15 protein-coding genes and 1 pseudogene are annotated in these 19,475 nt (G+C 43.5%); 4 read left to right on the top strand and 12 right to left on the bottom strand.

Annotation, left to right across the window (positions count from 1 at the left end):
* Window positions 1-20 precede the first annotated feature (20 nt).
* Window positions 21-215, bottom strand: a complete 195-nt coding sequence (locus tag QVE09_RS01585; protein WP_315935364.1) for a hypothetical protein — start codon at window positions 213-215, stop codon at window positions 21-23.
* A 163-nt stretch (window positions 216-378) separates the two neighbouring features.
* Between QVE09_RS01585 and QVE09_RS01580 the strand changes: the two genes are divergently transcribed.
* Complete coding sequence (locus QVE09_RS01580; protein ID WP_315935363.1) at window positions 379-1,050, top strand: cyclase family protein; 672 nt, start codon at window positions 379-381, stop codon at window positions 1,048-1,050.
* Between the two features lie 72 nt (window positions 1,051-1,122).
* Here QVE09_RS01580 and QVE09_RS01575 read toward each other — a convergent pair whose 3' ends face one another.
* On the bottom strand, window positions 1,123-1,995 hold the full coding sequence (locus QVE09_RS01575; RefSeq protein ID WP_253435530.1) for a YitT family protein: 873 nt from the start codon (window positions 1,993-1,995) through the stop codon (window positions 1,123-1,125).
* A 90-nt stretch (window positions 1,996-2,085) separates the two neighbouring features.
* Window positions 2,086-2,442: a MerR family transcriptional regulator gene (locus QVE09_RS01570; protein WP_315935362.1), complete on the bottom strand. Its 357-nt coding sequence runs from the start codon at window positions 2,440-2,442 to the stop codon at window positions 2,086-2,088.
* Between the two features lie 111 nt (window positions 2,443-2,553).
* On the opposite strand from QVE09_RS01570, the gene QVE09_RS01565 reads away from it, so the two are divergent.
* Complete coding sequence (locus QVE09_RS01565) at window positions 2,554-3,309, top strand: SDR family NAD(P)-dependent oxidoreductase (protein WP_315935361.1); 756 nt, start codon at window positions 2,554-2,556, stop codon at window positions 3,307-3,309.
* 83 nt (window positions 3,310-3,392) lie between these two features.
* Here QVE09_RS01565 and nspC read toward each other — a convergent pair whose 3' ends face one another.
* The 5 genes from nspC to QVE09_RS01540 all read right to left on the bottom strand — a co-directional run bounded on the left by nspC (window position 3,393) and on the right by QVE09_RS01540 (window position 9,299).
* Entirely contained in the window at window positions 3,393-4,520 is a 1,128-nt protein-coding gene (gene nspC / locus QVE09_RS01560; RefSeq protein ID WP_315935360.1) for a carboxynorspermidine decarboxylase, read from the bottom strand.
* A 1-nt stretch (window position 4,521) separates the two neighbouring features.
* The gene (locus tag QVE09_RS01555) at window positions 4,522-5,760 is read right to left on the bottom strand and encodes a saccharopine dehydrogenase family protein (protein ID WP_017688530.1); all 1,239 of its coding nucleotides are present in this window, start codon (window positions 5,758-5,760) and stop codon (window positions 4,522-4,524) included.
* Window positions 5,761-6,298: 538 nt separating this feature from the next.
* Window positions 6,299-6,763: a nucleoside deaminase gene (locus tag QVE09_RS01550; RefSeq protein WP_315935359.1), complete on the bottom strand. Its 465-nt coding sequence runs from the start codon at window positions 6,761-6,763 to the stop codon at window positions 6,299-6,301.
* A 164-nt stretch (window positions 6,764-6,927) separates the two neighbouring features.
* On the bottom strand, window positions 6,928-8,187 hold the full coding sequence (locus QVE09_RS01545; protein WP_315935358.1) for a cytochrome P450 family protein: 1,260 nt from the start codon (window positions 8,185-8,187) through the stop codon (window positions 6,928-6,930).
* A gap of 218 nt (window positions 8,188-8,405) precedes the next feature.
* Window positions 8,406-9,299 (bottom strand): TetR/AcrR family transcriptional regulator, encoded by an 894-nt coding sequence (locus QVE09_RS01540; RefSeq protein WP_315935357.1) that lies wholly within the window; start codon window positions 9,297-9,299, stop codon window positions 8,406-8,408.
* 236 nt (window positions 9,300-9,535) lie between these two features.
* On the opposite strand from QVE09_RS01540, the gene QVE09_RS01535 reads away from it, so the two are divergent.
* Both QVE09_RS01535 and QVE09_RS01530 read left to right on the top strand, forming a co-directional pair.
* The gene (locus QVE09_RS01535; protein ID WP_315935356.1) at window positions 9,536-10,183 is read left to right on the top strand and encodes a TetR/AcrR family transcriptional regulator; all 648 of its coding nucleotides are present in this window, start codon (window positions 9,536-9,538) and stop codon (window positions 10,181-10,183) included.
* A 19-nt stretch (window positions 10,184-10,202) separates the two neighbouring features.
* Window positions 10,203-12,527, top strand: coding sequence for an MMPL family transporter (locus QVE09_RS01530; protein WP_315935355.1), 2,325 nt, complete (start codon window positions 10,203-10,205; stop codon window positions 12,525-12,527).
* A 138-nt stretch (window positions 12,528-12,665) separates the two neighbouring features.
* Here the strand turns inward: QVE09_RS01530 and QVE09_RS01525 are convergent.
* The 4 genes and pseudogenes from QVE09_RS01525 to QVE09_RS01510 form a co-directional block, all read right to left on the bottom strand.
* Window positions 12,666-13,379: pseudogene (locus QVE09_RS01525) on the bottom strand (gamma-glutamyl-gamma-aminobutyrate hydrolase family protein).
* 199 nt (window positions 13,380-13,578) lie between these two features.
* Complete coding sequence (locus QVE09_RS01520) at window positions 13,579-15,564, bottom strand: methyl-accepting chemotaxis protein (RefSeq protein ID WP_315935354.1); 1,986 nt, start codon at window positions 15,562-15,564, stop codon at window positions 13,579-13,581.
* Between the two features lie 243 nt (window positions 15,565-15,807).
* Complete coding sequence (locus QVE09_RS01515; RefSeq protein ID WP_315935353.1) at window positions 15,808-17,337, bottom strand: response regulator; 1,530 nt, start codon at window positions 17,335-17,337, stop codon at window positions 15,808-15,810.
* Between the two features lie 176 nt (window positions 17,338-17,513).
* On the bottom strand, window positions 17,514-19,277 hold the full coding sequence (locus QVE09_RS01510) for a sensor histidine kinase (protein WP_315935352.1): 1,764 nt from the start codon (window positions 19,275-19,277) through the stop codon (window positions 17,514-17,516).
* Window positions 19,278-19,475 lie beyond the last annotated feature (198 nt).

The raw sequence follows: 19,475 nt of genomic DNA, 5'->3' as shown, positions 1-19,475 counted from the left end.
TCGGCTTATGTTGTAACGTTTTAGACTTCGCCGCGTCTGTTCTCAACCGATTTCATACGGTTTTGATCATCTGGTACCCGGTCAACACTGAACTCTTGACCAGCCTCAACCTCACCATGACCTGATATTTTTCGGGAAAAATTAGTGAACTGTCTTTTTTGCTCATCCAGCTCGTGTTTTTGCTTCAAAAGCTCTTGCGGGTCCTGTTTTGTCACTACGCTAACCTCCCATAGGAATCATGCTATTTAATCACACTACAGAAGTTTTCCATAAGAGAGCTGTGCTTATGCATGAAGTACCGATTCCTTACATAATATGAATCCGTACATTCTCCAAATATTATAAAGAATCTGTGTGACATAAAGGAGAGAACAACAGATGAAGCGGATCCTCTTGTCCTATCCTCTTAGTGTAAATACTCCCGTTTATAAAGATAACCCTCCTGTTGAGATTAAGCAGCAGTCCAGCATAGATCAAGGAGATCTGTATAACCAATTTATCATCACATCCCTCAACCATAATGGAACTCATATTGACGGGCCTTGGCATTTCAATCCGCAAGGTCTAAAAATAAGCGAGATTCCAATAGACTATTTTATCTTTACTCATCCAACAATCCTCGATATTCCCAAAGGTGATGATGAACTTATTACCAAAGCTGACCTGGAGCCATATGAACACCAGATCGCTGGCTCTGATCTACTGCTCATACGTACAGGTTTTGGAAAGTTTCGGTCATCTGACCCTGTTCGTTATAGTGATCATAACCCAGGGTTTGCAGCGGATGCTGCAAGTTATCTGATGGTTTTTGATTCATTGCGAGCAGTTGGGATGGATATGATCTCTTCAGGCTCTGTGATTCATGTGGATGAAGCTATCGCTTTTCATCAGATTATGCTCGGGAAAGGTTGGGTTGATGGCAAGTTCATTCTACTTATAGAGGATATGAATTTAAACCATGATTTATCTGGAATTGAAAAGGTCTATGCTGTGCCATTGTATATTGAAGGTGTTGACAGTAGCTTCAGTACAGTTTTTACGGAAGCTTGATTTATTTATATACACATGGTATACAAAAACGCGCTAGCAAGAGTATTCCTCCTGTCAGCGCGTTTTTGTATGTTAGTGAATATCTTTCTTTTTGAAATTGCCACCTCTTACTTCAGCTACATCATATACGACTACAAAAGCAGATGGGTCAATTTCATGAATGATATCTTTAATTTTGCTCTCTTCCATCCGGTTAATGACACAAGTGATTTCCTTGAATTGTTCATTAGAATAGCCACCGTACGCCTCGGTGTACGTTGCACCACGACCTAGTCGGTCACGAATGGTTTCAACCATGATTTCAGGTTGATTCGTAATAATTTTAAACGTTTTGGAGCCGCTCAAACCCTCTTCAACAATATGTATTACTTTAGAAGCAATAAAATACGCAAGTCCTGACAAAATCGCTCCTTGAAGACCAAATACGGTAGAAACGACAATAAAGACAAACATGTTGAGGAACAGAATGAGATCACTGGTTCCAAAAGGTACTTTGCGCGAAAGGAGTACAGCCAACATATCTATACCATCCAATGCGCCGCCATTACGTAATGCAAGTCCCATACCAAAACCGATGATAATCCCGCCGACAACCGTAACGAGCAAGGTATCACCTTCAATGATGGTTGGTACATGATGCATCAGACTAGTGCTAATCGCCAGTGAAGCAATACCGATGATCGAATATAACGCAAAGCTTTTACCGATTTGTTTGTACCCTAGCCACACAAATGGAATGTTAATAATCCCGATAAGCATCCCGAGTGGTAATCCAAACAGCTGTGATCCTACGATACTCAGACCTGTGACACCACCATCTGAGACATTATTCGGAATTAATATGGCTTCCAGGCCATATGCCGTTATAAATCCCCCAATGATAATCAATAATACTTTGGAGAGGATCTTTAACTTGTTTGACTTTTGTTTTCTGATTTGATGCATTGCATTTCCCCCTTGATGAACAACCGATAAAAAACAGTCTATAATAAAAATCACTGTTTTGGCAATAGAACGTCATTAGTGTGTTTTACATCATTGTCCGATGAACGTCCGATACGACGAAATTTTATGCTTGAGCATCTCATCAGCTGTGTTAAGTATGTGCATCTGTTTCTGAATCGACTCTTTGTGCTCCTCCAGCAACTTCAACCGATCTGCCGCCGTATGCTCCCCTTCCTGAAATAAGGATGCATACTTCTTAATGGTAGCAATAGGCATCTGGGTCTCTTTTAGTTTGATCACAAATTGTAGCCATTTCACATGGGACTCGTTGTATCGCCTGTCTCCACTGGCATCTCGGAGAGGAGTTACAATCTGTTCTTTCTCATAATAACGCAACGTATGTGGACTGATATGGAGTAAATCTGCCACTTCACCAATGGTATGCATGGTCAACCTCCCCTCTATATTCACGCTTGACTTAGAGTAAGCTCTAATCAGTATAATCAACTCGTGGTCACATCACAATAAAAAATGAAATCAGATCCAGGAGGAATTCCCATGAAATACACAGTGATTACTGGTGCCAGTTCAGGCATTGGATATGAAGCGGCTTTAGCTTTTGCAGTTCGTGGCAAAAATATGATCCTGGCAGCACGCCGAACCGATGAATTGGACAAGTTAAAAGCAAAAGTAGCTGAAATCAATCCTGCTCTGGATGTTGTCATTCGTACAGTGGATCTGTCCATTGCCGCTAATGTGCATGAATTCTATGAAGGTCTTCAGGCTTATTCCATTGAGACGTGGATTAACAACGCCGGATTCGGGAATTTTGCTTCCGTGGGCGAACAACACCTGCCCAAGATTGAGCAGATGCTTCATCTAAATATAGAAGCTCTTACGATTCTTTCTTCCCTTTATGTACGTGATTATGCAGATGTCGATGGTACACAAATCATTAATATCTCCTCTGGTGGAGGATATACGATTGTAGCCGATGCAGTAACCTACTGTGCAACCAAGTTCTATGTAAGTGCCTTTACGGAAGGACTTGCGCAAGAGTTAAAAGGTAAGAACGCAGCGATGCAAGCCAAAGTTCTCGCACCGGCTGCAACCGAGACCGAGTTTGCGAAACATTCCTTTAATGTAGACGAGTTTGAATATGAAGGCAGAGTTCCCAAATTCCATACGGCGGAACAAATGGCTGGATTTTTGCTGGAGTTGTATGACAGTGAAAGTGTAGTCGGCATTGTGGATGGGTTGACGTATGACTTTGAACTAAGAGAACCGATCTTTCCATACGCTGCAAGACGTTAAACATCAGTTAACGTTAAAAAGGGAACCTGTCTCCAGGTTCCCTTCTTTGTATTTATATTCAATGCTTACTATATAATGAAGTATTATGCCAGCCTCATTTTGAAATCCTGATATCCGAATTCGCGGACAACTTCACAATCGCCGTCTTTTCTTTTAACAGCAATCGCTGGAAGCGGCATACCGTTGAACGTATTGGTTTTCACCATGGAGTAAATCGCCATGTCCTCGAATACCAGACGGTCGCCTTCTTGCAAAGGCTGATCGAATGAATAATCCCCAATTACGTCACCAGACAGACATGTTTGTCCACCAAGACGATACAGATGGGCTTTCTCGCCTACTTCTCCCGAACCGATCAGCGGTGGGCGATATGGCATTTCCAGCACATCCGGCATATGACACGTAGCGGAAGTGTCCAGAATGGCGATGTCCATACCGTTTTTATGAAAGTCCAGCACAGAGGTCACCAGATAACCCGCGTTCAGCGCAACAGCTTCTCCCGGCTCCAGATATACTTCCAAGCCATAATCGTTCTGCATACGTTTGATGCAAGCTTCCAACCTTGGAATATCATAATCTTCACGTGTGATATGGTGTCCACCACCGAAGTTGATCCATTCCATTTGTGGCAGCCATTGTCCGAACTTCTCAACAACTGCGTTCAGCGTAGTCTCCAGATCATCGGAATTTTGCTGACACAGCGTGTGGAAGTGTAATCCGGAGACACCTTCCAACATATCTGCATTGAAATCCTCAAGTTTCGCGCCAAAACGCGAACCCGGAGAACACGGATCATAGATCTCGTGCCCTTCTTGGGTAGAGCATTCAGGGTTGACGCGCAAGCCAACCTTACGGCCAGCCTGAAGCGCCTTATCCTTGAATTTTGCAAGCTGTGAAAAAGAATTAAAAATAATGTGGTCGCAGATGGAGAGAATCTCGTCGATCTCTTCTGCGCGGTATGCCGGAGCAAAGACATGATTCTCTTTACCCATTTCCTCGTGGCCCAGGCGTGCTTCATACAAACCGCTCGCCGTAGCACCGCTCAGGTATTCTCCAATCAGCGGATACATCGCAGTCATGGAGAATGCTTTTTGAGCGAGCACGATTTTGGCACCTGTACGCTGCATAACACCGTTCAGGATTTTCAGGTTTCTCTCGATAAGCGCCTCGTCAACAACAAAACATGGTGTCGGTAATTGCTCGAACCGCATTTTAACGAACAAGCTCCGATTCTTTAACTTCTTCTGGCAGTTCATCAACGAGTACCGGGTTGAAGTCTTCTACCCATGGGAGCCCCCATTTGTTCAACTCTTCCATGAATGGATCTGGGTTGAACTCTTCTACATTGTATACGCCTGGTTTGTTCCATTTGCCTGTCATGACCATTGCCGCACCGATCATAGCTGGAACACCTGTTGTGTAAGAGATCGCTTGGGAACCCACTTCTTTGTAACACTCTTGGTGATCACAGATATTGTAAACATAATATGTTTTGTCTTGACCATCTTTTTTACCTTTGAAAATACAACCAATGTTTGTTTTACCTACAGTACGTGGTCCAAGGGATGCTGGATCAGGCAGTACTGCTTTCAAGAATTGCAGTGGAATAATTTGTTTACCTTCATATTCAATAGGCTCGATTGAAGTCATGCCTACATTTTCAAGAGCTTTCAAGTGAGTCAGGTAGCTTTGACCAAATGTCATGAAGAAACGAATACGTTTCAGACCTGGCATGTTTTTTGCCAAAGATTCCAGTTCCTCATGGTACAACAGGTACATGTCTTTTTCGCCAACTTCTTTGAAGTCGTAGACACGTTTGATTTCCATCGGTTTTGTTTCGATCCATTCACCATTCTCCCAGTATCTTCCGTTCGCAGATACTTCGCGAATGTTGATCTCAGGGTTGAAGTTGGTTGCGAACGGATAACCGTGGTCGCCGCCATTGCAGTCCAGAATGTCGATGTACTCAATTTCGTCAAAGTAGTGCTTCAGGGCATAAGCAGAGAATACGCCAGTCACGCCTGGGTCAAATCCACTACCGAGCAATGCAGTAATGCCTGCTTGTTCAAAACGCTCTTTGTAATCCCATTGCCAGCTGTATTCAAACTTCGCTGTATCATGTGGCTCATAGTTCGCTGTGTCCATGTAATTTGTTTTAGTTGCAAGGCAAGCATCCATGATTGTCAGATCTTGATACGGCAAAGCGAGGTTCATAACGATATCCGGTTTAACTTCGTTGATCAGAGCGATCAGTTCGTCAACATTGTCAGCATCAACTTGTGCTGTTGTAATTTTTGTTTTTCCGCCGTCCAGCTTGGCTTTGAGTTCATCACATTTGGATTTTGTACGACTCGCGATGCAGATTTCCTCAAAAACTTCGCTGTTTTGAACGCATTTGTGTACTGCCACGGAAGCAACGCCGCCGGCGCCGATGATTAGTGCTTTTCCCATTTTACATTCTCCTATCCCAATATGTATTTTTTTTAATTGGTTTAATACGGTGACAACAACAAGACAACAAAAAAAGCAAGGTGAAAAATGCTCGCAATCGCGCATCATCACACTTGCTTATCGATATACATCATAAAAAAGACGTGAAGTCTCCATTACCAAAAAAGTTCACAAGAACTCCTTTGGCGGAAAGCTCCTTCATGTATATCAATATTGGATCAGAGTCTATATAGCAAATAATTCGCCTTTACCACTCTTATTGACCGTTTCACAAGTTGATGTGCAATTGCACTGGTTGTAAAGTAACCAACTTATAAAATTTGAGCTTTGAACTCAATCAATAAAGCAACGTAAGTTGCCAATCGGCGTTTGACCCGGCTGTCCGTATGGCCTTAACTTCCTGGTGAAGTGGTCAAAATTATCTGCTGGAAAGCTCTAATTCATATTGATAAATCAACTTCCCAAAATCACAGGTCTTACACTATCAGACGTTGAAAAAAAAATCAAGCAATAATTAAAAATTAATTTTCTGACCTGATTACGACTTGGAATGAAATTGATATCCTTCGAAGACTTTTAAGCCTTCTGTGTTAAGTAATCTCCCTGTTACTTCAGGCTTTTGAGGACTTTTTTCGAATACTTCATCACACGCGATCATGATGTTGCCACCAGCAATTTCAGCTAATTGATCATGGGGTACACTGTATACCAGCCTCCCCAGATTCGACCAAACCATAGCACCGGAACACATCACACACGGTTCACAACTTGTATACAGGGTGTATTCGCTTAGGTCAAATACATGATATTCAGAACAATATTTTCGGATTAGCCCAATTTCTGCATGATGCGTAGGGTCACAAAAAGTGTTGATTTTATTTTCCCCAATCATGACCACTTCTCCATTTTTCACCAGAATGGCTCCGAATGGTTCGTTTCCTTCTTTGCGAGCTTGCAGAGCAATCTCAATGGCTTTATGCATAAAAAATTCATCTTTATTCATAAGGTTTACCTCCACAACAAAAATTATGTACTCAACTTTATCTTTTGCATTAAGCATGTTCACTCCATTGAAATGCTTCTTATTCCTACCATTCTATCATCATTACAAATAAAGAGTATGACGAAAATTCGTCATACTCCAGTGAGTCATACTAAATATATCTGTTAAAATTTCACTGGCAATGCTGCCAAGCCCTGTGATGACAAAGCGGAGTGCCAATGAATCTCTTCCTGAGGAACGCTGAGTTGAAGATTAGGTAGCCGACGTAATAACGTAGTAAACGCCACGTCCCCTTCCACACGAGCAAGTGGAGCACCGAGACACATATGGATGCCGTGTCCAAAGGCCAAATGCCGTTTTATTTTGCGTTCAATATCCAATTCTTCCGGATCACTGAATTGCTGTTCGTCCCGATTCGCTGATTTCAAAAGAGGAATCACAACATCTCCTTTTTGAATCAATTGTCCATCCAGTTCCGTGTCCTGCGTTGCATAACGAGGACCTGAAGAAGTGGCGGGTCCGTTATATCGTAGCAGCTCCTCCACCGCAGAAGGAACCAGATTTAGATCTTGTTTCAGTTGTTCCAGTTGTTCGGGATGTGTCAGAAGAAGATAAGAGCCGGTTGCAATCAGATTGGAAGTTGTCTCATGTCCAGCAAATATTAATAAGGTGATCATGGATATTAATTCATCTTCATTCAATCGATCACCCTCCTCCTCAATCGCAATTAATTGACTGATGAGGTCATCTGAAGGTTCTACTCGTTTGTTCGCCACAAGCTGAGCGGTGTACTCTGCGAATGATCGCAAATGTTGCGCTACGGCAGGGTCCTGTTTACCAAAACCAAGACCTTTTGCAATGGCTTCAGACCATACATGGATCTGAGGTCGATCTTCCTGTGGTATACCCAGCATCTCGGAAATAACGTTGATTGGAAATGGATAGGCATAGTCTTTTACAAGATCCATCTCTCCTTTCCCTTCAAATTGATCAATTAATTCATCGGCAATTTCCTGGACACGCGGACGCAGGCTTTCCATATATCTTGGAGTGAATGCTTTGGACACTAAGCTTCTCAGTCTTCGATGATCCGGTTCATCAACAAAGAGCATCGACTTTCCGGTAAAAAAGGTCTGGGGTTCAGATGACCCAAGCTCGCCTGAGAGATTCTTTCGAATATCATTGCCACTTTCAATAGAGTTCATATCTACGGTAAATCGAGAGTGGTCTTTCAACACTTCCATGGCAACGTCCATCCGAGTTACAATCCAGGTTCGCCCTGCTCCACCCATCGGATTAGGAATAGGGACAACGGAGCCTTTGGCACGCATCTGTGCAAACATCGCAAATGAATTTTTACTATTTTCTTCGCTAAATAAACTAAACTCTACTTTTTCTGATGTCTGGTTATTCGAGTTATTCATATAAATCTTCCTTTCGAAGTGAAGTTATTCAAATCTATGGAAATATATGTTCATTCCGATTATATACTACTCGTATATTTAATTTCAAACTACATAGTCTAACCAGCACAAAACAACTGTTTTAACAACAATAAATAAATATACTAATAGTATATTTATAATAACTACCATCATAAAAAAGCATAAAAAAAGAGGTTGGCTTTGAGCCAACCCCCATATTAATTACGTTGCTTCACCAGTTCCAAGTACCACCAACAGGCTTCGGTCATTCTATTGGCTTCAGATTGAAACGCACTGGACTTGTACTCCTTGTGAAACGCTTGAAGCACCACTTCGATTACAGTAATATTTATATCCTCTTTATCTTGTAATAGCGCCAAAAGCCCCTTCGAAAGTTGCTTCAATGATGCCGATTCCTTGGATTTTTGGACACGGTTATTAAACTCGTCAAATTCAATCAATAGATTTTCAATGTCCAGACCCATATCATGGTTACGCTCATCGGCATTCAGGAAATAGAGAGACTGAAAGTCGAAAATATGTTCATTTCTCTGGTGCATTGTTCTTAGGATCACTTCAATGTACGTCAGTACTTTTGGAACCACTTCGCTCCATACCGGTTTTGGTGTGTTTAGACTTCTTGATGTGTTGGCAATCTGATGTAATATGCCGTAGCACAATATTGCCCCTTCGTTGGCATATAAGCTAATGTCGTTCCCATACACCTGAATCAAACGTGTAGACAGCCATTTTAGGTGAACTGTAGCCAGTTTGGCTGAGTTAATCTCACCGGAATAAAATCCTGTCCAATATAATTCCCATACTCGCTCTTTATTAGGTACGGACATAGGAATCGCGATCTGATCTACGAGCAGGTCATAATCCGATGTATAGTGATTTTGTTCAAGTTCTTTGCGAATGAAAACATCCTCTTGCATGCGCTGATCAATAATCGAATATAAACAGTCTTCTTTTGAACTGAAGAATTTGTAGAATGTGCCTTTGGATACACCTGATTGATCCAGGATCATCTGGATTGTTGTATTTGCATAGCTATGCTCTAAAAATAGTGCAAGTGCTGTCTCCAATAAACTTTGTTTACGACTACTCATATCTCGTTATCGCCCCAAGTTTTTCTATTGATTTTAACATTCATTCCTCAGGAGTTGAAGCATTGATTCGCAGTATAGCCGTCACATAAAATAATTGCACAATGAGTAAATTTGCACAATGAGCAACTTGTTGTTATGATAATCCTCACAAAGTGCATATTCAGTAAGTGTGCTCTTCTTAAAAAGTATTAAACCATAGTCATTGGTGTTGGAGGTGAACGCATAAGCGGAGAATAATGATCAAACGAAACTTGCGACATTTGAAAAAAGAAGCGACTGAAAAAGCACTTGCTGGTGCTGCATTTGAACTTACCCTTGAACATGGGCTTGATGGCTTTACGGTCGAAGATATCGTGCAACAGGTGGGTTGCTCACGTAGAACATTTGCAAACTACTTCACATGTAAAGAAGAAGCCGTAGCAAGAGGCGCAATATCCGTTCAGAATACAACGGAACTCGAAGAGTTACTTACCGAAATGCCCGATAACGTCTCCTTGCTTGACGTACTGTATAACCTGATCAAGATGCAACTTACAACAGAACTAATTGGAAGGCTTCATCAGCTACTCTCGCTATCCCAGACCTATCCCGTGCTTGAACCACATTACCTTGGAGCCATGCACCGGATGCAGACGCAGGCACAAGATACCTTATTAGACTTATCCAACGGGAAATATGACGAGATCTATACTTATCTTTTGATCAACGCACTATATGGAACAATACTGCCATTAATTGATGGAAGACTCAATGTGTTACTGCCGGGACAAGTCATTACTGAAGATACCAAGCCCGGTGCTTTAACATTCGATCAATTTTTGGAAACCACGTTTAATCATTTGCGGGCAGGATTTGAACATGCCAACCATCCACATTCATCATAGAGGAGTGTAAAATAGAGAAATGTCTACATTATTATACAGAGTGGGGAAAACCGCTTTTAGCAAACCTGCAACCTTCATCATTGGCTGGGTTTTAATTCTGGGAATTGTCATCTCCATGATCAGCATCAATGGTATTCACATCAGTTCCGAAATGAAGATTGAAGGCACAGAGTCACAGAAGGTTCTGGATCAATTGGCAAAAGAACTGCCAGCCGCCTCCGGCGGTCAAGGAAGTGTTGTCTTCAAAGCACCAGACAACGAGCGTTTGGATACGCCTGAACGTTTGGCTGCCATGATGAAAGGTGTTAATGAAGTTTACGGACTAGACAAAGTCATTAACCCTGCGGACTATGCAGCTGAAGCGGGTAATTCGGGTGCTCAGGCGGAAATGGCTCAGAATGCTCAGGCTACTGATATGGCGCAATCCGCAACAACCACGCCTCCTCCCTATGGACCTTTGATGGTGGATGGTGTTCCTGTACCTGGAATGCTGATCTCTTCGGACGGGAGCATTGCACTGTTCCAGTTCCAATTTACAATTGAACAGTCTGCCATAACACAGGATGTATTTGATTCCGTTATTCAATCTGTTATGACGGTAGAGCAAGGAACCAACATTACGGTCTTGCCAGGCGAAACGCTCAAAACGGTATCGATTGGAGTCGGCTCGGCAGAGATTGTCGGATTGGTCATTGCTGTCATTGTATTGCTGATCACCCTTGGCTCCGTCGTTGCAGCAGGTCTGCCTCTGATCACTGCACTCCTCGGAGTTGCCATTGGAGTTGGTGGTGCATTCTCCATCTCCAAATTCATCGAAATGCCTAGTGTCACATCCGTTCTGGCTCTCATGGTTGGATTGGCTGTTGGAATCGATTATGCACTCTTCATTGTTAATCGCCAGCGTCGAATGATTATTGATCAAGGCTTGAGCGCAAAAGAAGCAACGGCCAGAGCCATTGGTACATCGGGCAGCGCAGTATTTTTTGCCGGATTAACGGTCATTATTGCACTGTGCGGTATGCTCGTCATTGGTCTCACATTCTTGTCTACGATGGCTTTGGTCGCAGCTGCCACCGTGCTCATCAACGTATTCGTTGCTTTAACCCTGTTGCCAGCTTTACTGGGATTGGTAGGAGAACGCATCTGTTCCGCCAAGTCTCGTGAGAAAAGCGCGAAGCATCCTAAAGCCACTAGCCACGGAGTAGCGGATAGATGGGTGAAATTCGTTATCAAAAATCGTTGGGCTACTATTATCACCATCATCGTCATTCTCGTTTTTGCCGCGACACCTATCACCAAAATGGAAATGGGTATCCCTGGCGCTTCCTCAGCGAATCTGGATACAACTGCAAGACAAAGCTATGATGCCATCTCCGAAGGCTTCGGAGAAGGATTCAACGGACCCCTTATTCTGGTCGCAGAGCCTAATCAGTCTTCCACAAAAGTTACACCTGAGCTCTTGGGCGGTCTGATGATGGAACTTCAAGGTCAGAATAACGTTGCACAAGTCACACCCCTTGGGATGACAGAAGATTTGGCTATTTTCAGTCTCATTCCAAAAACGGGTCCTAACGATAATCTCACTAAAACACTGGTCACTGATCTACGCGCGGCTGATTCCAGCATCGCACAGACCTATGATGTGAAACTCGGAGTTACTGGACTCACAGCTGTTAACATCGATATGTCAGCCAAACTGGCGCAGGTGTTCCCTATTTATGTAGGCATCATAATCCTGCTCTCGCTGATCATCCTGTTACTTGTATTCCGTTCGATCATCGTTCCCATCAAAGCAACAATTGGCTTCCTGCTTAGTATCCTGGCTACATTCGGGATCACCACTGCTGTATTCCAATGGGGCTGGCTGCATTCGCTCTTTGGTTTCGATACAGGCGGTCCGCTGCTGAGCTTTATGCCAATCATCGTGACAGGTATCCTGTACGGCCTCGCGATGGACTATCAAGTCTTCCTTGTGAGCTCCATGCGGGAATCCTATGTTCATGGTCATCGCGGGACCGAATCCGTTGTTCATGGGTACAATCAGGTAAGTCGCGTGGTTGTTGCCGCAGCAGTGATTATGGTTTCTGTATTTGCAGGTTTTATCTTCACCGATGATGTCATGATCAAGCAGATTGGTTTCACTTTGGCCGTAGGCATTCTGATTGATGCTTTCATCATCCGTATGGGCTTGGTCCCTGCCATCATGGCTATTTTCGGAGACAAAGCATGGGCACTTCCAAAATGGCTGGATCGCATTCTGCCAAACCTGGATGTTGAAGGCGAGAAGCTGATTGCTTCCCTGAATGCTGAAGAACACGCCAACACGAAGTCTGGATCAAAATAATCCTGCCAAATAGAATGGTAATAGCATGATTACTATCATGACTAGATTCACCAATACAAAGACCTCCTCTATTTTTATAAATAAGAGGTCTTTTTTCTTTTTCACATTTTATGCGGTGATGTCTTCAATAGGGGTACTCTAGCGCAGGGATTTAGAAGCATTAACAAACGCTGCAAATAACGTTTGACTATAGTCATCTACTTTATAACTGTACTCTGGATGCCACTGCACAGCCAAAACAAATGAACGGTTCGGCATGACCACGGATTCGACAAGTCCATCTTCAGCGACTGCCACGGCAGTTAACTTATCCTATAACATCTTGATCCCCTGATGGTGGTAGCTGTTCACTTTTATCGTATCGGTTTGCAAGATATCACGAAGCAAATTATTTTCCTCAATATGTACATCATGTACAAGATTCGTATACGGCGGACTTTGCTTATGATTAACGATCTTGTTCCCATGAAGTTGAAGGCTGGTCGGAATGTCTTGATATAACGTTCCACCCAACATAACGTTAAATAGCTGCAGTCCACGGCATATGCCAAACGCAGGCTTATCAAGCTCAATTACCTTTTGTAATAATATCGACTCCATCATATCGCGTTCAATACATAACTCTCCACAGGTAACCTCTGCACGCTCATGATACAGCTCAGGATTGAGATCATGTCCCCCGGTGAACAGGAACCCATCGAACTCATTAGCCAACGTTCCAATGATCTCGATATCCGTTGTCAAAGGCAGCATAATTGGAATCCCACCTGCTCCCTCTATGGCGTTCATATAGTCTGGAAGCATCCAGTAACTTTTTTTGTCTGTATCGTACAAAGGCAGAACACCGATCATGGGCTTTTTCATGGGTCCCCTCCTATCTTTTTATTCATTTTATCAGATCTCTTCATATACAAATCCACTGAATTATTGCATTTTCCTACCTTTATAATCTGATCTGCGAACCCGTTTCGTTCGGAATACAGGAAAACTAAAATACAAACAAGCCGCTAATATAGCGACTTGTTTTTGTGCTTTAATTTCTTTAATTGGACTAGAGCTTAAACCGGCGAACCAACTCTTGCATATTCTCAGCTGTTTTGGAGAGCTGTGCAGATGATGCAGATATCTCCTCCATTGCCGCCATTTGCTCTTGGGCTGCTGCTGAAGTTGTCTGAGCGCTATCTGCCGATACTTTAGAGATATGACTCATCGCGGCAACGGTAGCCGAGACTTCTTCCGTACTGGCTGACAACTGTTCTGAGACAGCGGAAATATCCTGAATTTGATCCACGATATGCGTTGTATATTGTTCGATGTTCGATATGGTTGCTGAAGCTTCTTGGCTGATCCGCATCCCCTCACCAACTTGATTACGAACTTTATCATTCATAAGAGATGTGGATTTGGCAATCAGATCAAGCATTTTGCCAATGGTAGCGCCAATGTCGTCCGCACTTTGTTTCGATTGCATGGATAACGTGCGCACCTCACCAGCAACGACAGCAAAACCTTTTCCGTGTTCTCCTGCTCTTGATGCTTCAATAGAAGCATTCAGTGATAGAAGATTGGTTTGCCGAGAGATATCCGCAATGGCTTCATTCATTCGATTGGCTTCAGCGGATAGACTGGACAGCTCATTAATCAATGCAGAGGTTTCTTCAACAGCTCCGAGAATATGTTCCATTTGTTCTCCGACCTGGTTTATGGTTTTCCCGCCATTAGCAACAGCTCGCTCCGTCTCTTCAGCCGAATCCACAATCGCACTCGCAGATTCTGCAATTGTACTGATGCCTCTCGCCATCTCTTCCACAGCATTCGCGGTTTGTTCCGAATTCTCCGCCCCAACAATAGCTGATTCAGCAGTCTGGTGCATGGTTTCCGCCACATGTTGAACCGATTGGGTGGTTTGTTCTGTACTTTCCTGAATCATTTGGGAAGAGTGGCTTAACAACGATGATGTCTGATGAAGTTCAGCAACCACCGATTGAAGGGAGATGGTCATTTGGTCAAAATCATTTGCCAACATACCAAATTCGTTTTCGGTTTTCAGATTAACCCGTTCGGACAGATTTCCTTCGCTTACACTGCGGGTGGCCTTTCGCAGTTTTTGCATAGGTACAATAAAAGATCTCAGAATGAAGAAAATAATTACACCGGCAATCAATACAGATATAGCAATGACGGTTAGACTCGATACCATAATAGGCTTCGCAGCGGCGATAAAGTCTTCATGGCCCATCAAAGCAATGACATTCCAACCCGTCAAAGCATTAACACCGTTATAAACCTCTAGATCATACGCCAGATCCGTTCTAACAAATTGAGAAAATGCCATCGGCTCATCGGAACTTGAAGCCGTATTCGGATGAACTGGAATTCCCTCGATGAGGGCTCCGCCGAGCTCTCCTCCCCCACCTTTTACAATGGCACCAGACCAAGCTGCAATGGTTCGATTGGAGTCAACCACAATCAGGCTCCCATTACCTCCGACATCCACATAAGATATTTCATTAGCTAATCGCTCAAGATCAAGTTTAATACTTGCTACACCTTGTTGATTTGAAAGAGCCTTTGAAATTTCTACATAAATCTTCCCGGATACCGGATCTGTCATAATACTCGAAAAAAAGAGTGCTCCATTGTTACTCATACCATTGGTGTACCATGTTGTGCTGCGTGGATCATATGTTACATCTTCTATTGCTGGAGATGATATAACACCACCTTGGTCGCTGCCCACAGTGATGGCAAGAAGATCAGGATATGTATCAGCTAATTGGTCGATTCCTACTTGTACTGTTTCGTTGTTCGCCTGACTGGGGGTGGTGCCATACATACTGTCTATGTAACTCAATAATGCTGCTTTTTCCCCTATCAGATTGTTAATATGCTGTCCTGTCATCGTTAATATTGTATTGAGGGGATCTGTCATTTTTTGTTGTACCTGATCTTTGGCACTATCATATGAGAAATAACCGATAAGTGCAGTGGGGATAATAAGTACCGCAAGGAAAGCTGCAATGAGTCTGGTACTCATTAATCGTAAACCGGCTCCTCCTTTCTTATAAAATGACCTTTTTTTCTTTTCCTTTTTCAAGTTCATTCTTCCTCTCTTTATTCATTTTTGATAGAATCAATCGGCAAGTAAACGCAAAAAAACCCATATATATGCACACCCAAAGAAACGTTGAGCGTGTATATACATAGGTATTGCCTGAATGAATTCAGTAACAAGCCGTATTTGTTTAGTATTATAACATAAATAAAAAGGGTTTGTTAACTATGATTGGGTCTTTATACCAGACATCTGTTGTTTATAGTCCGTAGGACTTAGCCCCGTATACTCTTTGAACACCTTCGAGAAATAGTGCTGATCGCTAAACGACAGCAAATCGGATACTTCCTTAAACTTCATGTCCGGTTGACTTTCCATCAGTCTACAGGCCTCCTGAATGCGAAGCCGGGTGTAATACTGAACAAACGTAATTTGTGTTGCATTTTTGATCACTCTGCTGACGTACGATGGGCTAACGTGAAACTTCATGGCAATGTCGTTGATAGACAATTGAGAATATTTATTCAGTTTTACGTAATCGTCAATCTGTTCGAACAGGATCGCCTTGCTTTTTCGAACGTGGGATTGCAGCATATCGAAGCACTGTCCCGTCCATTCCGTCAGTTCCCGGCAAAAATCGGCATAGGACTGTGCCTGGGCGAATTGTTTTGCCCTAAGCTCCAGCCCCAATCTCATGCCCGACCCCTGTTCCTCGTACAGATGAGCAAACGTGTCTACAATCACTCCAATAAACCGCTCCACCTCGGTCATATGTACATTTTCCTCTGCCCATCGATTCAGCAATTCAGATAACTTAAGAGCAAACCGCTCTTTCTGACGAGCCTGTATCATCTGTACAAAAACAGATTCCTGCACCGAATCCAGACAGCCTGTCTCGGATCTGGCCATCGACACCGGATTCCCGGTATCCAGCGCTATTCCTTGTTTCAACCGTTGCTGCTCAGACACAATGGACGACATGCGGTGGTAGAGCTCTGGCAGATTACCAGACTCAGCGAATAGAAGTTGTCCCCCAATGATCGCATCGATGTCATTCGCAACCAAATGACGTCGCAACGATTCAAGGCATTCATGTACGGAAGAGTACACCCCAAGTGCACTCTTGTTGACAAAAGCAATAAATTGATATGGAGTTTGACTGGTGTACACACGACAAGCATGGAATGTAAAAAAATCCTTCACTATAGCCTCAAGCTCCACCTGCCCCCATCGTTCATGCCCTGTGGTGAAGGGTTGTTTGCTCATAACGATCATCATCTGGCTGAATAAAGGCGGAAACTCATCCCCTTGTTTCGGCGTAGTCTCACATTGGGGATGAATGATTTCCTGCAAATCCAGCAGTTCCTTGGACATCTGTTGATCAAGTTGGTCAATTACCCGACCCATGACTTCTTCAAGCGCCTCTCGCTCGACAGGTTTTAACAAATAATCAAACACTTGCAGGTTCAATGCTTTTCTTGTGTATTCAAAATCGCTGTAACCGCTAATTAGAATGACCTTCAAATCCGGGTTGGCAAGCTTGGCTTGCTCAATCAGGGACAGTCCATCCATTTTAGGCATTCGAATATCTGTCAACAGCAGATCAATCGGTGACTGCTTTATCGCTGCCAAAGCTTCCTCTCCATTTGTTGCCGTAGCCGCTACACGAATCGGGAAGCTCAGCGTCTCCAAGAGCATTTTAATATTACGTAATATCGGTTTGCTATCCTCAACGATCATAACGTTATACATCATCTATGCCTCCTTGTTAGGTCGTGTCTCAAAACTCGCTGAAGTGCATCTTTTACCGCCTTTTCGCCCCCTCCTGCGTCACTTTCCCTTGACGTGCCCCGGCACGCCTGCGGAAAACTTCCTTGTTTGGAATGAAAAATTCGGCAAAATCTGCGTCCTTCGGAGTTTTCAGACACGCCCTAGTAAAAATCCTTCGTCAGTGAACCGATGATTTGAATCGTTGCTCCATGTTGCTCCTCCGCATGATTGTTAAATATATTAATAAAGAGCCGGTTGTTATACATTAGTTTGAGTCGATTGACACTATTGATAATCCCCATGTTACCAAGGGCTGTTCCACGATCGGCAGTCTGGTTCATTCCGGAACCCGAGGCCTGAATATTGGCTAAAATCTCCTGGATCTTATCCGTTGGAAAACCCTCTCCGTTATCTTTGATCTCCAAAGCCCATAATCCGTTATATTGCTTAACGGTAATCTGGATACGCCAAGGCGGCGCGGTGTTGGCAAAGGCATGTTCAATGCAGTTTTCCACAAACGGCTGAATGACCAACCGTGGCAACCGGATTTCGTTCGCCAGCTCGTCTGCACGGATGTCCCACTCCAGATCCTCCTCGTACTTTTGTTGTACAAGGGACAAATAATGTCTCGTATGTTGAAGCTCCTCAGCCAAAGTCACATGCGCGTATGGTGAAGAGACAATATAACGCAGACTGTCCGAGAGATGCTTGCACATATCCGATACAACTTTGGTCTTCCCCTCTTGGGCGGCAATACTGATCAGGTATAGAACATTATGAATAAAATGAGGTGCAATCTGCGCTTGCAGCGCCGAATTACGCGCCTTTACTTCTTCATGAAGCGCCGATTTTTCCCTGTCAATGGATTGTTGTAGTCGCTCCATCAGATCCTGAAAGGCTTCATTCAGCAATAAGAGATCGTTATTCTTCGGCGTTTCATCCACTTTCAGATTCATATTGCTGTAGTTCATGCGCCAGATCTGACCGCGGAGCTTGCGGATGGGTAACAGTAGGTTACGTGTCGACAGGAAGATATACACAAACGAAACCAGCATCAGTGCTGTAATCAGCAGAATGGACATCGTCTGAACCGAATGGATCGAACCCAGAACAGATTTTTTGGGCGTTATGATATACGTGATCCAACCTGTACTGGGTGAAGTAGAATGCGTGATATAATTGTCGTCTTTGTCCACATCCAGTCCCTCATCTGTTGAAGGCTTTGTCCAATTGGCAAATGTCACACCCGCTTCCGAACCCGTCATCTGCTCCCCTTCTTCATTCAGAATATAGACATCGCCAGCGGTAATGCCCTCCGTTAGGTTCTGTATATAGGCCTGTTCCATCTGGATGCTAAGATAACCGTACACCTTGCCGTTCTGATCATTAATCGTGCGCACAAAGGAGATCGTATCGTCTTGACGAAGCAGAACAAAACCACTTTCTGTCCAATCTCGTCCGATCTGACTACTCTCCATCATGGTGTTCAGGATTGCGGGCGGATTGCCCGAACCCAGATATGACGTCAGGAGAACACCGTGATTGTCGTAGATGGACATGTCCTTGATATTCATACTTGGCCCGATGGCCTGAAACATAATGTCTTTGATGATCCGTATCTGCTTCAGCCTTTCATAATTACTATGCGCAGAGGAGCTCTTGTCCATGGCTGCAAAAATATTTTTGCTCGATAATATTCGCTGCGACATCTGGTTCTGTTGTTCGACGTAGAGATCAACTTGCTCTCTTACTTTCGTAGCGGTCACGAGCGTATCCTGCTCCGTTTTCAGTTTGAGCGGGCGGACAACGATTACATTTACATACACGATAAAACAGCCCAGCACAAACAAAAGCAGAACCAGAAACGTCAAAAACACCTTTGTCTGCAAACTGAATTGAGTTGCTTTATGTATGAGCTTTGCCATTCTCAGAGATGCCCTCCTGTTCTGACATGATGTGAAATCCCTTATCCATGTCTACTCTATCACGGTATTTTATGAAATGATAGCGATTTCAAGTTCAGAATTTTACACATCAACGTTCAAGCACAGACATGTACCGGGGAGAGAAAAGAATCTATAATCGGACTTGTAAACGGATTCACTACACGTTTTAGAGGGGGA

The sequence above is a fragment of the Paenibacillus sp. ClWae2A genome (genome assembly GCF_032452295.1).
GTDB lineage: Bacteria > Bacillota > Bacilli > Paenibacillales > Paenibacillaceae > Paenibacillus.
Note: the sequence above shows the minus strand (reverse complement) of the source record. Positions and strands in the feature narration are given on the sequence as shown.

Bases quoted from the DNA above. Each gene is read 5' to 3' on its own strand.
- QVE09_RS01580 (WP_315935363.1), top strand. From the start codon at position 379: ATGAAGCGGATCCTCTTGTCCTATCCTCTTAGTGTAAATACTCCCGTT.
- QVE09_RS01575 (WP_253435530.1), bottom strand. From the start codon at position 1,995: ATGCATCAAATCAGAAAACAAAAGTCAAACAAGTTAAAGATCCTCTCC.
- QVE09_RS01570 (WP_315935362.1), bottom strand. From the start codon at position 2,442: ATGCATACCATTGGTGAAGTGGCAGATTTACTCCATATCAGTCCACAT.
- QVE09_RS01565 (WP_315935361.1), top strand. From the start codon at position 2,554: ATGAAATACACAGTGATTACTGGTGCCAGTTCAGGCATTGGATATGAA.
- nspC (WP_315935360.1), bottom strand. From the start codon at position 4,520: ATGCGGTTCGAGCAATTACCGACACCATGTTTTGTTGTTGACGAGGCG.
- QVE09_RS01555 (WP_017688530.1), bottom strand. From the start codon at position 5,760: ATGGGAAAAGCACTAATCATCGGCGCCGGCGGCGTTGCTTCCGTGGCA.
- QVE09_RS01550 (WP_315935359.1), bottom strand. From the start codon at position 6,763: ATGAATAAAGATGAATTTTTTATGCATAAAGCCATTGAGATTGCTCTG.
- QVE09_RS01545 (WP_315935358.1), bottom strand. From the start codon at position 8,187: ATGAATAACTCGAATAACCAGACATCAGAAAAAGTAGAGTTTAGTTTA.
- QVE09_RS01540 (WP_315935357.1), bottom strand. From the start codon at position 9,299: ATGAGTAGTCGTAAACAAAGTTTATTGGAGACAGCACTTGCACTATTT.
- QVE09_RS01535 (WP_315935356.1), top strand. From the start codon at position 9,536: ATGATCAAACGAAACTTGCGACATTTGAAAAAAGAAGCGACTGAAAAA.
- QVE09_RS01530 (WP_315935355.1), top strand. From the start codon at position 10,203: ATGTCTACATTATTATACAGAGTGGGGAAAACCGCTTTTAGCAAACCT.
- QVE09_RS01520 (WP_315935354.1), bottom strand. From the start codon at position 15,564: ATGAGTACCAGACTCATTGCAGCTTTCCTTGCGGTACTTATTATCCCC.
- QVE09_RS01515 (WP_315935353.1), bottom strand. From the start codon at position 17,337: ATGATGTATAACGTTATGATCGTTGAGGATAGCAAACCGATATTACGT.
- QVE09_RS01510 (WP_315935352.1), bottom strand. From the start codon at position 19,277: ATGGCAAAGCTCATACATAAAGCAACTCAATTCAGTTTGCAGACAAAG.